Annotated in this window: 12 protein-coding genes; 9 read left to right on the top strand and 3 right to left on the bottom strand. The window is 58.5% G+C overall.

Annotation, left to right across the window (positions count from 1 at the left end; translation table 11 throughout):
- The first annotated feature begins 4 nt into the window (after positions 1-4).
- The 9 genes from DWZ15_RS01735 to DWZ15_RS01695 all read left to right on the top strand — a co-directional run bounded on the left by DWZ15_RS01735 (position 5) and on the right by DWZ15_RS01695 (position 9,854).
- A complete protein-coding gene (locus DWZ15_RS01735) occupies positions 5-1,216 on the top strand; it encodes a hypothetical protein (protein ID WP_118449004.1) in 1,212 nt (403 codons plus the stop codon).
- A gap of 58 nt (positions 1,217-1,274) precedes the next feature.
- A complete protein-coding gene (locus DWZ15_RS01730) occupies positions 1,275-2,183 on the top strand; it encodes an AEC family transporter (protein WP_158550973.1) in 909 nt (302 codons plus the stop codon).
- Positions 2,184-2,366: 183 nt separating this feature from the next.
- Entirely contained in the window at positions 2,367-2,636 is a 270-nt protein-coding gene (locus DWZ15_RS01725; RefSeq protein WP_117635421.1) for a hypothetical protein, read from the top strand.
- On the top strand, positions 2,629-2,907 hold the full coding sequence (locus DWZ15_RS10880) for a DUF4160 domain-containing protein (RefSeq protein WP_117635420.1): 279 nt from the start codon (positions 2,629-2,631) through the stop codon (positions 2,905-2,907). Before DWZ15_RS01725 ends, DWZ15_RS10880 begins: the two co-directional genes overlap by 8 nt.
- Before the next feature lie 133 nt (positions 2,908-3,040).
- A complete protein-coding gene (locus DWZ15_RS01715; protein WP_118449001.1) occupies positions 3,041-5,029 on the top strand; it encodes an NAD(+) synthase in 1,989 nt (662 codons plus the stop codon).
- Between the two features lie 118 nt (positions 5,030-5,147).
- Positions 5,148-6,311, top strand: a complete 1,164-nt coding sequence (locus tag DWZ15_RS01710; RefSeq protein ID WP_006234344.1) for a pyridoxal phosphate-dependent aminotransferase — start codon at positions 5,148-5,150, stop codon at positions 6,309-6,311.
- Between the two features lie 201 nt (positions 6,312-6,512).
- The gene (locus DWZ15_RS01705; protein ID WP_006234343.1) at positions 6,513-7,463 is read left to right on the top strand and encodes an L-lactate dehydrogenase; all 951 of its coding nucleotides are present in this window, start codon (positions 6,513-6,515) and stop codon (positions 7,461-7,463) included.
- Between the two features lie 114 nt (positions 7,464-7,577).
- Entirely contained in the window at positions 7,578-8,738 is a 1,161-nt protein-coding gene (locus tag DWZ15_RS01700) for an Mbeg1-like protein (RefSeq protein ID WP_118448998.1), read from the top strand.
- A 111-nt stretch (positions 8,739-8,849) separates the two neighbouring features.
- The gene (locus DWZ15_RS01695; protein WP_117583913.1) at positions 8,850-9,854 is read left to right on the top strand and encodes a nucleoid-associated protein; all 1,005 of its coding nucleotides are present in this window, start codon (positions 8,850-8,852) and stop codon (positions 9,852-9,854) included.
- A gap of 244 nt (positions 9,855-10,098) precedes the next feature.
- Here the strand turns inward: DWZ15_RS01695 and dapD are convergent, their stop codons facing one another.
- The 3 genes from dapD to dapA are packed head-to-tail and all read right to left on the bottom strand — an operon-like array spanning position 10,099 to position 13,900.
- Positions 10,099-10,818, bottom strand: a complete 720-nt coding sequence (gene dapD, locus DWZ15_RS01690) for a 2,3,4,5-tetrahydropyridine-2,6-dicarboxylate N-acetyltransferase (protein ID WP_117637490.1) — start codon at positions 10,816-10,818, stop codon at positions 10,099-10,101.
- A 39-nt stretch (positions 10,819-10,857) separates the two neighbouring features.
- Positions 10,858-11,598, bottom strand: coding sequence for a 4-hydroxy-tetrahydrodipicolinate reductase (gene dapB, locus DWZ15_RS01685; RefSeq protein WP_199412215.1), 741 nt, complete (start codon positions 11,596-11,598; stop codon positions 10,858-10,860).
- On the bottom strand, positions 11,591-13,900 hold the full coding sequence (dapA, locus tag DWZ15_RS10640; protein WP_118448996.1) for a 4-hydroxy-tetrahydrodipicolinate synthase: 2,310 nt from the start codon (positions 13,898-13,900) through the stop codon (positions 11,591-11,593). Before dapA ends, dapB begins: the two co-directional genes overlap by 8 nt.
- Positions 13,901-13,917: the final 17 nt, after the last annotated feature.

Genomic DNA, 13,917 nt, shown 5'->3' with positions numbered 1-13,917 from the left:
TGGAATGAACATAGAGTTTGGAATCTCGAAGATTGACGTAACACCCCAGTCTCCTTGCCGCATGGGCGGCTACAACAGAAAAGGTGCCTGGACGGATGTTCTTGATCCTATTGAGGTCAACGCTAGCGCTGTCTGTGTTGATCTTGTCCCGTTTATTCTTATCGAGCTCGATTCAATAATGGTGTCGAAAGATTTTTCCCTTTCGGTCAAGAACGCCGTATCGTCAAAAACGGGCATCGATTCGAGCAATATCGTCGTCGCATGCATTCATACCCATTCTGCACCATGCTATTTTAAGCTTGCCTACGAGGACACGTTACCTGAAACCGAATTGACGAGTGATTTGATTGGCTTGGCTACCGAGGCGGCGGTATCTGCATGGGCGTCCAGGTCGAAGGCGACCGTATCGATGGAGATGTTAGGCATCGAGGGACTGTACGGGAATCGAAATGTTCAGGGCGGTCCGGCCGATAAACAGGTAAGTATTTTCTCGTTTGAGGACGCTCAAGGTGGTCGCCCAATTGGAAAAATGCTGTTCATGTCCGCTCATCCTACCATCCTTAATGGGAAAAGCGCCGTCCTCTCTGCTGATTTGATTGGGCATGTCAGGCAGCGTTTGGAGAGGAAATATGGCTGTCCTGTACTTTGCGTCAACGGAACGTGCGGGGATGTGTCGACGCGTTTCTATCGGCAAGGGGAGGGAGTTGCCGAACTCGAGCGTACGGCTAACGAACTTTGCGCTCAAATTGAATCCAAGCGTGAGCGCGCGGCACTCAGAGTTGATACTCCGCGTTGGGGCTCTATCAGCATGAAGAGTGTCTACGATGCAAAAACAGATCCGGATTGGATCGAGATGACCAATCGGATAGAGGCTATGGATGCGAGCCCGATGCGAGACCTTCTCCTTAAGCGGCAACAGCTTAAGCTCTCGATGGGGAAAATCGAGCTTGAGCTTCCGAGCCAGTTTGCGGTAATTGGTAACTGCATTTTTATCACGATGCCATGCGATACGTGTAGCACATTAGGCTTGGATTTTAAGAGGGCGTTTAGCCAATACAACGTCTTTGTTATCGGCTATGCGAACACGTACTGCAACTACCTTGTGCCTCAGGAAGACTACGGCAAGTATTTTGAAACCTACAACTCGCGAACGCCGCGCGGGGTTGCCGATGCGTTCGTTGCGCGAATCATTCAGGCGGTCGGTGCCGCGCTATAGCAGGCGCTATAGACCATCGTGGTAGATGAACCGGTCAGGATTATACGGAGCATGTATTGTGTCAATCATTGAACCTCTCATCCAACAAGTCCTTATCATGTTTTTGCTCATGGGAATGGGCTACGCTCTAAACCGCTTGGGCATATTGAGCGAGCAGGCTGCAATAGAATTCGGAAAGTTGCTCATCAACCTTGTGATTCCCGCAATCATTCTCAAATCATTTTGGATCGAGTATTCGTTTCAGAGGATGTATGAGTTGGGAATGACCTTAATGCTGTCGGCGGCGATGTTGTTGCTCGCTTGCGTTGTTGCCCGCCTGTTGTTCAGGGGCCGTCCCATCGACATTTTTGCTGCGGCATTCTCGAATGCTGGATTTGTGGGAATACCCCTTGTTGAAGCGGCGCTTGGAAAAGATGCCGTGTTTTTCATCACGTGCATGATCGCTCTTCTCAATGCCATGCAATGGACATACGGGCAGTATCTGCTGTCGGGGTCTAAAAAATGTATGAGTCCTAAAGCGATCCTGACAAGTCCAATGGTCATGGCTTTATTGGGCGGTTTCTTGATTTTTATCCTTCGTGTCCCAACGGTCCCTCTGGCACAGTCAGTGCTTTCGTATATCTCGGGGCTCAACACTCCGCTAGCAATGATGACTCTCGGTATCTATCTTGCTCAGTCTGATTTGATGGCGCTCCTGAGGGCGAAAAGCTTGTTTGCCGTCTCATCGGTCAGGCTGCTTGTCATTCCGATTCTTTCGCTCCTGTTCCTATGTCTCTTTCCATGTGATAGGTCAATTAAGATGGCGCTGCTGATTGCAGCTGCGACCCCCACCGGCGCGAATGTAGCTATCTTTGCCCAGCAGCATAATAAGGACTATCGATATGCATGTGGAACAGTCTGTGTTACCACCCTTCTGTCTATGTTCACTATGCCAGCGATAGTGTCCTTGTCTCAGCTAGTGTTCTAGGCGCTATGCCACGCACCTGCGGATGAACGCTTCGTGGCGGTCGATTATGGCCGGGGCCCAACAATCCGGACCGCCGTCGATCGTGCTGGCAACAGATGCCATCAACTCATCAAGGGGGCTTGCTATCATTGGTGCACTAGCTTGATGCTAAACTGAATTAATGATTGCGAGGTGGTTTACGTGATGTACCCGTATATGACATTCGAAGATGGTACCGAGGTCATTCATTCTGACCTGATCACAGATGGCGATATCGAAAAGGTCATCGTGCATTTTGAACGACCGACGGCAGAGGGTTTCGACTCCGCTCGTTGCGAGCTGCCTTCTTACAATTGGACCATGTGGGAGGGGCGTTTTACCGACGAGGAGAAGCGAGGTTTTGAGACTTTTCTGAGCAATAACGCCCATCTGCTGTATCGCTACGCCGCAAACGGAGGAGCTAAAGTTGCCTAGCCTTTTTCTTATTGGCGGCTATCGGGTCTTCTTTTGGTCCAATGAAGCGGGCGAGCCAATCCATGTCCATGTTTGCAAGGGGGCGCCTTCAGATAACTCGGCCAAAATCTGGCTGACTCGAAGAGGTGGCTGCATTGTCGCTAATAACAAAGCGAAGATCCCCCGGAGCACGCTTGATGACCTCTGTGAAATCATCGCCGCTCAGCATGAATTGATTTGCTCTAAATGGAAGGCATTTTTCCTTGTGGACGAGATCTCGTTCTACTGCTAAACGTCATCCCGGCTTCTCTTTTCCAATTTTAATCATGAGCTTGTCCCATCTGTGCTGATTGAACTTGACAGTACAATGGAGGCGGACTATATCGTCGCCGCTCGTTGCGGCTAACGGATGTGCTGGAGCTCGCATGAACGATTTTCTAAACGGTCAAGTTGAGAACGACGGTTTTTTGCGCGTGGCAGCGGCCTCGCCCAAGATTCGCGTGGCCGATGTTGAGGGCAATGCCGAGGTTGCGCTGGCGGCTGTTCGCGATGCTGCCGGGCGTGGCGTTCGCGCGCTGGTGTTGCCCGAGCTTAACCTAACCGGCTATACCGCGGCCGACCTGTTCCATAACCGCACATTGCTGCATGCCTGCGAGGCTGCTCTGGTGCATATCCTCGATGAAACCCGCGAGCTGCCGATTGTCTTTACCGTCGGCCTTCCCGTTGCGGTGGCCGAAAACATCTACAACTGCGCGGCCGTGTGCTGTGCGGGCGAGCTTTTGGGCCTCACGGCCAAGAAGTATTTGCCCAACTATGGCGAGTTCTATGAGCGCCGTTGGTTTGCTCCGGCGCCTGCGGATCCCGTGTGGGTTGAATTTGCCGGTCAGGGTCCGGTCCCGCTGGGTTCGGGGCTTGTCTACCGCTGCTGTGATGAAGGTGCCGAGGATATGGTGCTGGGCGTTGAGGTCTGTGAAGACCTGTGGGTGCCGGCGCCCCCTTCGACCGAGATGGCGCTTGCCGGTGCGACGGTGATTCTCAACCCGTCGGCCTCGGATGAGATTATCGGTAAGGCAGACTACCGCCGCAGCCTTATCTCCAATCAGAGTGCGCGCCTGTACTGCGCCTATGCCTATGCGGACGCGAGTGAGGGCGAGTCCACGACCGATATGGTCTTTGCGGGTGAGAACCTCGTCTACGAAAACGGCTCCAAGCTCGCCGCGACCAAGCTGCTTACCTGCGACATGGCCATCGCCGACGTCGATCTTGACCGCCTGGTTGCCGAGCGCCGTCGCTCGACGACGTGGACACGCGCGGACGATGCGCTGGAGGCCACGACCGTTGAGTTTTCGTTTGAGGGCGTGCTGGCCAAAGAGCCTGTTCTGCGCGATGCCTGCGATATCGACCGCGTTTTCCCTCGCGCGCCTTTTGTGCCGGCCGACCACGGTGATCTGGCCGAGCGCTGCGAGACTATTCTCAATCTGCAGACTGCTGGCCTCAAGACTCGCCTTGCCCATACGGGCACCAAGGCGGCCGTCATCGGCCTTTCGGGCGGCCTCGATTCCACGCTGGCGCTCCTCGTGACCGTGCGTGCGTTCGACGCCTTGGGCCTGCCGCGCACCGGTATCACGGCCGTGTCCATGCCCGGCTTTGGCACGACGCACCGCACCAAGTCCAATGCCGAGTCGCTCGCTCGCGACCTAGGCGTGAGCTTTCGCGAAGTCTCGATCCATGCAGCCGTGGAGCAGCATTTTAAGGACATCGAGCACGATCCGACCGTCCAGGACGTGACCTACGAGAACAGCCAGGCCCGCGAGCGTACGCAGATTCTGATGGACCTGGCCAATCAGGCCGGCGGTTTTGTCATCGGCACGGGCGACCTGTCGGAGCTGGCGCTCGGCTGGGCTACCTACAACGGCGACCACATGAGCATGTACGCCGTCAACGCGAGCGTGCCCAAGACGCTTGTGCGCCATCTGGTGCGCTATGCCGCTGATGTTTTTGGCGGGCGTATTGCCGAGGTCTTGCTCGATATCCTCGATACGCCGGTGTCCCCCGAGCTTCTGCCGCCCACGGGCGACGGCGAGATTGCGCAGAAGACTGAGGATTTGGTGGGCCCGTACGAGCTGCACGACTACTTCCTCTACTACCTGCTGCGTTTTGGCTTTGAGCCGGGCAAGATCTACCGCATGGCGCTCAAGAGCTTCGAGGGCGCCTACGACGTCAAGACTGTCCACACGTGGTTGCGTACGTTCTACCGTCGCTTCTTTGCCCAGCAGTTTAAGCGCAGCTGCCTGCCCGATGGTCCCAAGGTGGGCTCGGTGACGCTCAGCCCGCGCGGCGATTGGCGTATGCCGAGTGACGCCAGCTCGCGACTGTGGCTTGCGCAGATCGACGCGCTTAATGCAATTGACTAAGGTTGGCTAAATTGAACCAATGCGGGGGTTGCAAGCGTTACACTTTTGCAATCTGATGGCCCGTATCGCGCGGCGCTCTTGTCGGAGCGCCGCGTTTTTCATATCGAAAGGTGGCACCATGCAGGCATCGCAGCGTCTCGACCGCTTTGGCGCGGAGGTCTTCGCCTCGCTCAACAACAAACTGCTTGCGCTGAAGGCTCAGGGCAAGACCATTTACAACATGAGCGTGGGCACGCCCGACTTTAAGCCGTACGACCACGTGGTCGAGGCGCTCACGCAAGCGGCCCAGGACCCCGAGATGTGGAAGTATGCCCTGCGCGACCTGCCCGAACTCAAGCAAGCCGTGTGCGATTACTACGAGCGTCGCTTTGGCGTTTCGGGCATTACGCCGTCTATGGTGCAGTCGTGCAACGGCACGCAGGAGGGCGTTGGCCATTTGGGCCTTGCCCTGCTCGATCCGGGTGACACCATTCTGGTTCCCGATCCGTGCTACCCGGTCTTTGAGGCAGGTGCCAAGATCGCCGATGCCAAGCTCGAGTACTATCCGCTGGTGGCGGAGCACAATTACCTGCCCTATGTGGCGGGTATCGATCCCGAGGTGGCCGATCGTGCCAAGTACATGATTGTGTCGCTGCCCGCCAACCCGGTGGGCTCGGTGGGCACGCCCGAGGTCTACGAGGAGATCATCGCTTTCGCCCGCGAGCACGACCTGCTCATCGTTCACGACAACGCATACTCCGACATCGTGTTCGACGGCGAGCCGGGCGGCAGCTTCTTGCAGTATCCCGGCGCGCTCGAGGTGGGCGTTGAGTTCTTCTCGCTCTCCAAGTCGTTTAACGTCACCGGTGCGCGTATCGGCTTTTTGGTCGGTCGCGAGGATGTGGTCTCGGCCTTTGCCAAGCTGCGCGGCCAGATCGACTTTGGTATGTTCTTCCCGATCCAGAAGGCTGCTATCGCCTGCCTGAACGGTCCGCGCGATGAGGTCGAGGCGCAGCGTCTGAAGTACCAGGAGCGCCGCGATGCCCTGTGCGACGGTCTTGAGGGCCTGGGCTGGGAGCGTCCCAACGCGCATGGCTCTATGTTTGTGTGGGCCAAGCTTCCCGGTGGTCGCACCGATTCCATGGCGTTTTGCGAGGAGCTCATGGAGAAGGCCGGCGTTGTGGTGACGCCGGGCGCGAGCTTTGGTCCTTCGGGCGAGGGGCACGTGCGCATGGCGCTGGTCCTGCCGCCCGATCAGATTGCTTTGGCTGTCGAGGCCATCCGCGAGGCGGGTCTGTATTAGAAACCTGTTTCGACTCGTCAATAGCTCGAAACCGATTTCGTGCAGTTATTTTACGAATCCTGCAAACAATTTCGGTAAACGGTCGATTTTTGGCTGCGAATAGGCGCATAATCAAAGTCCCGATTGGCTATATTGGGATTACGGCAAGCCGCTCGGGTCGTTCCCGGGCGGCTTGCTTGTGGAGAGAGATGGGAGTTTCTAATGGTTAACGAGAAGAAGGTCGCTATTGTCGGCTGTGGTTTCGTCGGTTCGTCTTCGGCGTTCGCGCTGATGCAGAGCGGTCTGTTCTCCGAGATGGTCCTCATCGACGTGGACAAGAACCGCGCCGAGGGTGAGGCCCTGGATATCGCGCACGGCATGACGTTTGCCGAGCCGATGAAGATCTATGCCGGCGATTATTCCGATGTCGCCGACGCCGCTATGATCGTCGTCACCGCTGGTGCTGCCCAGAAGCCCGGCGAGACCCGCCTGGACTTGGTCAACAAGAACGTCAACATCTTCAAGTCCATTATTCCCGAGATTAAGAAGTCTGGCTTCGACGGCATTCTGCTCATCGTCTCCAACCCGGTCGATGTTCTGACCTATGCCGCCATCAAGATGTCCGGCCTGCCCGAGGGCCATGTCATCGGCTCCGGCACCGTGCTCGACACCGGTCGTCTGCAGCAGATGCTCGGCGCCCACGTCGAGGTCGATCCGCGCGACGTCCAGGCCTACGTCATGGGTGAGCACGGCGACTCCGAGTTTGTCGCTTGGTCCAGCGCTCAGGTTGCCGGCGTTCCGCTGAACACCTTCTGCGAGCTTCACGGTCATTTGGAGCATGAGGCTGCCGAGAAGCGCATTGCCGAGGACGTCAAGAACTCCGCCTACACCATCATCGAGAAGAAGCACGCCACCTACTATGGCGTCGCCATGGCCGTCAAGCGCATTTGCACCGCCGTCATGCGTGACGAGCAGACCGTTCTGCCCGTCTCCTCGCTCATGGTGGGCGAGTATGGCCTGTCCGATCTTGCCATCTCCATGCCGACCGTCGTTGGCCGCGACGGCGTTGTCTGCCGCGTCCCCGTGCCGCTGAACGATGACGAGCAGCATGAGCTCACCGCCTCCGCCAAGGCCCTCAAGGACATCATCGACAGCGTCGACTTCTCCTGCTAAATCCAGCTCTTTTGGGCAACAGGCTACAATGAAAGGCGTCCGGTCCACACGGTCCGGGCGCCTTTTTGGTGCAAAGTAACCTGACCCCAATGCGCCATAGTTGATGGGAGCGCCATGTCGGATTCGCCTAATTTTTTGACCTATGCCCAGACGGCGTTTGACCCGTTTGAGGAACGGCCGTTCTGTGCGGTGGATAGCCTGGTCTTTGCGTGGCTGTCCTATTTGCGTTTGCCGGGTGATATGGCGGAGCTGACGAACTGGCAGGGCCTAGACGTACGCGAGCTGCTGCGTGCCGAGTGCTACTGGGACATGATTGGCGACCTGTGGGACCCAGAGGGGAGCAGGGCCTTGTTGGAGGCCGTGGCAGCAAGCCCTCGCTACCGTGGCGTGCACGTTTGCGGCTATCGTGCCGTGAGCGATGTGGTGGCGACAGAGCAGTTTGCAGCCATGGCGTTCCGGTTTCCGGCGGGGTTTAGTTATCTTTCCTTCCGGGGGACCGACAGCACGATTGTGGGCTGGAAAGAGGACTTTAACATGGCATTCCGGTGTCCTGTGCCGGCCCAGGAATCCGCGGCGCGTTATGTGGACGAGGCGGCGGATGCGATTGACGGGCCGCTTTTGTGCGGAGGTCATTCCAAGGGTGGAAACCTTGCGGTGTACGGTGCGACGATGTGCTCCGATGTTGCCCGTGAGCGAATCGAACGGGTGTATTCCCATGATGGTCCGGGCTTCGTCGAGGAGTTTCTGAACGGCAACGCCTTTGCCGATCTTTCCGGTCGAATCGACAAGACGCTACCTCGGTCGTCGATCTTTGGCATGATGTTTGAGACGCAGGAGGACTATGCCATCGTTGAGAGCACCGAGTTCAGCCTGCTGCAGCACAATCCCTTTAGCTGGGTGGTTGATGGTCGCGACTTCGTGTACTGTGAGCGCCTGTCCGCCGGTGCTCGATACGTTGATGGCTCCATTCGCGAGATGCTGCTTGCAGTGGGGCCTAGCGAGCGCGAGCGTTTTGTAGATGCGTTATTCTCCGTGTTTGAGGCTACGGGTGCTGAGCGGTTTGCGGATATCGCTGGGAATCTGCGCGAGAGCCTGCCCGTGATGCTCCAGGCTGCGCAGGGTTTCGACAAGGATACACGACGCTTTGTCTCGCAGACCATCGTGGCAATCCTTAAATGCGCACTGCTGCCCAAACGACCCCAGATCGACATGTCCGCCGCCGGTAAGAGTCTGGCAGAACAGCTCGAGGCGTGGCAGTCCGAGCTCCTGCGCTAGCCATTGGTGCAAAGCAACCTGTCCCCGATGCACCAATCTTCGATGCGCTTGGGGTGGGCTCGACCGCTATACTGATTCGTGCTCAAATCGATCTAGAACGGAATGCCGTATATGAAAATCAACCACGCTATCCTGCATATCCTGGACTTTGACTCGGCTGTCAACGTCATGAGCCAGCGCGAGCTCGATATCGAGAGCCGTACCGTGCGCAACTTCGTGACCACGCATCTGCGCCGCGCACGTACCTCGGCCGACAATAAACGCGCCGCGTTTGCCGAGAACTCTGCGTTTGGCGGCGAGCTCAAGGGCTATTTCTTTGGCGAGCGCGAGTTCGTAGACCTGTCGCAGCAGATTGCGGAGTTCATTTCCTCCGAGCTTACCAAGGCCGAAAAAGCCGAGTCCACCGATGTGCTCGTGGCCGACTTTGACGACGATGAGGATGCCCGCTGGTTTGCCGTGATGCTGTTGGGCTCCAAGCAGGCCTTTATGCACGAGGTGGGCCGCGAGGAGGGCGAGGTACGCAACGACATCGCGCGCCACTATGCTATCCTGCCGAATCCTTCCCAAAAGGTGCCAAGCTATGCCATCGTGCGTGCGAGCACCATGGAGATCGGCTATGTGGACAAGAAGCGCAAGATTGCCGGCGAAGACCGCATGCTCATTCCCGACGGTCTGCTGCAGTGCGATACGGGCGTGTCGGGCAAGGAGGTCATCGACACCGTGACGCGCGTGGTCGAGGAAGTCGCCGAGGAGCACGGTGCCAATACGGCCGTAGCGCTCGCTAAGGTTAAGGCTGCCGTTGCCGAGAAGGTTGAGGATGACGAGGAGCTGCCGCCCTGGGATATCGTCGATGAGGTCTTTGAGGACGAGCCGGTCATCAAGGAGAGCGTACGCGCGGCGCTGACCGAAGAGAAGGTGCCCGAGCGTGTGCCCGTGGAGCGCAAGCAGGTCGAGCGTGCGGCCGTGCGCAACCACAAGATTCGTACCGATACGGGCATCGAGATCAGCTTTCCGGCCGAGATGGGCTCGAACTCCGAGTACATCGAGTTCGTCAACGAGCCCAACGGCCTCATTTCCATCGAGCTCAAAAACATCGGCAGCATCGAGAATAGATAAACTGCGCTTGGACGCTGCAGAAAAACAAAGGTCGAAACCCTTCGGGACTTCGGCCTTTTTGCTTGGAGCTGAATTGAGTTGCAGACTGAGCATACGTCAGCGAAAACGCCCCTAGGCGAGCAAGGTGACGTGAAAGAGGAGGGAAGCGTACTTCGGTACGCGACCGACGATTGAACGTCAGATTGCCGCTTAGGGGCGTTTGCAGCGTCGAGCCGTTACGCGGTTTGGTAAAACCGCGTAACTTCTACAGCCGGCGTAAGCCTTCCTCGAGTCCGGTCTTGCTGTCGGTCTTCTCGTCGCGCATCTTGATGACGCGGGCGGGGACGCCGGCCACGACGGCACCAGCGGGGACGTCCTCGACGCACACGGCGCCGGCGGCAACGACAGCGCCCTTGCCTACGTGCACGCCTTCCAGGACCACGGCGTTGGCGCCGATCATGACATCGTCCTCGATGATGACGGGCGTGGCGCTTGCGGGTTCAACGACGCCTGCCAACACGGTTCCAGCGCCGATGTGGCAGTTCTTGCCCACTGTGGCGCGGCCGCCCAGCACGGCGCCCATGTCGATCATGGAGCCCTCACCGATGACGGAGCCGATATTGATGATGGCACCCATCATGATGACGGCGCGATCGCCGATCTCGACGCGGTCACGGATGATCGCGCCCGGCTCGATGCGGGCGTTGATGCCCTTAAGGTCGAGCATGGGCACGGCGGAGTTGCGGCAATCGTTCTCCACATCGTAGTAATCGATGGAATCGGCATTGGCATCAAGGATGGCTTTGAGCTCATCCCAGTCACCAAAGACGGTCTTGCCACGACGACCGCCGTAGACGTGCGCATTGCCCCACTGGACCTTCATGCCGGGCTTCTCGCGCACGTACAGTTTGACGGGCGTCTTTTTGGGCGCTGTGGCGATGTAGTTGATAATCTCCTGGGCATCCATCTCGGCTGCATTGCTCATTTGCTGTCTCTCCTTTGGGTGGATCCGGTTGATACCTGGTTAGGCAAACATGACCTGGTCGAACGTATAGAAGCCGTGCTCGCGGGTGACGAGCTTCTGCGCGGCTGCCAGGGCGCCGTTGACGAAGATCTGACGGCTTGTGGCGCGATGCGTGAGCGTGACTTCTTCGTCTTGGCCAAAGAAACTCACTTCGTGCACGCCGGCGACAGTGCCACCGCGCAGCGAGTGCATGCCGATCTCCTTGGGGTCGCGCGCTCCGCACATGCCCTCGCGGCCATAGACGGGGTGGTAGCCTGCCTTGGGCTCGGCCTCGACTACGGCGTCGAGCAGCAGCTTTGCAGTGCCGCTGGGGGCATCGACCTTTTGGTTATGGTGCGTCTCGACGATTTCGCAGTCAAAGCCGGGCAGCTCGCGTGTGGCCTGTGCTACCAGATGACGCAGGGCTGCGATACCGATGGAGTAATTGCCGGAGTGCATGACGCGGGCGTTCTGACCCAGCTCGCGCAGGCGATCCATCTGCTCGGGTGTGTAGCCTGTAGTGCCCGAGACCAACGCCGCGCCCGTGCACTCGACATAGGCGACGACGGCATCGAAGGTCACGACGTTCGAGAAGTCGATGATGACGTCGGCTGCCGGGGCGCTCTCGAGCTCGGACAAGTCGAAGCCGATGTGGGCCACGATATCAAAAACGGGCTGCCCGGCGGCGTCGACAATGCCTTCGGCGGTAGTGCGGATGAGCGAGCCCATGCGGCCCGTTCCCATAATGACGGTCTTAATCAAGCAGACCAGCTCCCTTCAGAGCATCGGTAAGTGCGGCTCGCGTGTCGTTGGCCATGGGGCACAGCGGCATGCGGTAGTTTGCCTCGATCATACCCATCTGGGCGAGCGCTTCCTTAACTGGGATGGGGTTGACCTCGCTAAAGAGGGCATTGATGAGCGGCTGGCCGGCAATCTGGATATCGCGGGCGCGCGCTACGTCGCCGTCCAGATAGGCGCGGCACATGTCGTGCACGAGCTGCGGCTGAACATCGGCCCACACACTGATGGTGCCCGAGGCGCCCAGGCTCATGAGCGGCACGGTGAGGGCGTCCTCGCCCGAGTACATGCGGAAGTCATCGGACAGCAGGTGGGCGATCTTGGCCGCGTAGGCGACGTTGCCCGAGGCTTCTTTAATACCCATGATGTTGGGGTGCGCGGCCAAGCGCTCTACGTTGCGCTCGCTGATGCCGCAGCCGCAGCGGCCGGGGATGTTGTACAGGATGCAGGGGATATCTACGGCATCGGCAACGGTCTTAAAGTGCTGGTAGATGCCCTCCTCGTTGGACTTGTTGTAGTAGGGGGTAATGAGCAGCAGGCCATCGGCGCCCAGGCCCTGATAGGTGAGCGACTTGGTGAGCATGGTCTGCGTGGAGTTGGAGCCCGAGCCGGCGATGACGGGGACACGGCCTGCAACCTGCTTGACCACCGCGGCGACAACGGAGTTGTCCTCATCGTCAGTCATCGTGGCGCTCTCGCCGGTGGTGCCCAGGGTGAGGATGGCGTCGGTACCGTTTTGCAGGTGGAAATCGATAAGGCGCTCGAGCGCGTCAAAGTCGACGCTTCCGTCCTTTTTAAACGGCGTGACGAGGGCGACGATCGAACCCTCGAGGTTGCGGATATCCATGTTCTTCTCCTTCGCTTCCGCGATCTGGATGCGTTTGTTCCACTGAGCGGCGACGGCCAGACGCTCGTCCTGGGCGCGACGGCGGGCACTTTCGGCGCGCGACTTGGCCAGCAGCTCTCGGCCGCTAGGCAGCACGTCGAGCGTGGCAAAGTAATCGCCCGGGCGCTCAGCACGGCGGATGAGGTCGGCCGAGCCATCGGGGCGCAGCAGCACCTCGGCGGAGCGCAGACGGCCGTTGTAGTTGTAGCCCATGGAGTAGCCATGCGCGCCGGTATCGTGGATCACGAGCAGGTCGCCCATGTCGATATGCGGCAACTCGCGATCAATGGCGAACTTGTCATTGTTCTCACACAGATTGCCCGTGATGTCGTAGGTGTCCGTAACGGGTGCTGCGGTCTTGTCGGCGCCACCCGGCTGTCCCATCACCGTAATGTGGTGGTAAGCGCCATACATGGCAGGACGGATCAGATCGACGGCGCTTGCGTCCACGCCGATATAGTCCTTGTAGATCTGCTTTTCGTGGATGGCCTTGGTCACCAGGCAGCCGTAGGGGCCCATCATAAAGCGACCCATCTCGGTGCAAATCGCCACATCGCCCATGCCGGCGGGAACCAAGATCTCGTCGTAGGCCGCGTGTACGCCCTCGCCGATGGCACGGATGTCGTTAGCCTGCTGCTCGGGCAGGTAGGGGATGCCGACGCCACCGGACAGGTTGATGAAGGCGACGTGTGCGCCGGTCTTGCGCTCCAGGCGCACGGCAAGCTCAAAGAGGATGCGCGCAAGCTTGGGGTAGTAGTCGTTGGTGACGGTGTTGCTGGCAAGGAATGCGTGGATGCCAAAGTCTTCGGCGCCCTTGGCCTTGAGCATACGGAAGGCCTCGAAGAGCTGCTCGGTGGTCATGCCGTATTTGGAGTCGCCGGGGTTATCCATGATGCCATTGGAGAGCTGGAACAGGCCACCCGGATTAAAGCGGCAACTGACCGTCTTGGGGATGGGCCCTGCGACGCGCTCAAAGAACTCGATATGGCTGATGTCGTCAAAGTTGACGATGGCGCCTAGCTTGTCGGCAAGCTCAAAGTCCGCCGCCGGCGTGTCGTTGGACGAGAACATGATGTCGTGTCCGGTGATGCCCAGCGAGCGGGCGATCATGAGCTCGGTATAGCTCGAGCAATCGCAGCCGCAGCCGTATTCGTTGAGAATGGAGATGAGCGCCGGGTTGGGATTGGCCTTGACGGCAAAGTACTCCTTAAAGCCCGGGTTCCATGCAAAAGCGTCGCGTACCTCTTGCATATTGCGGCGGATGCCCGCTTCGTCATATAGATGAAATGGCGTGGGGAACTGCTCGACGATATGCTCGAGCGTCTCCTTGTCCACAAACGGCTGCTTGGCCGCATACGCCTCGTTGGGGGTCAATGTCATGTCCCGTAAACCTCGCT

It is taken from the genome of Collinsella sp. AF29-7AC, from assembly GCF_003475665.1.
GTDB lineage: Bacteria > Actinomycetota > Coriobacteriia > Coriobacteriales > Coriobacteriaceae > Collinsella.
This window is presented reverse-complemented; position numbering and strand designations above follow the sequence as displayed.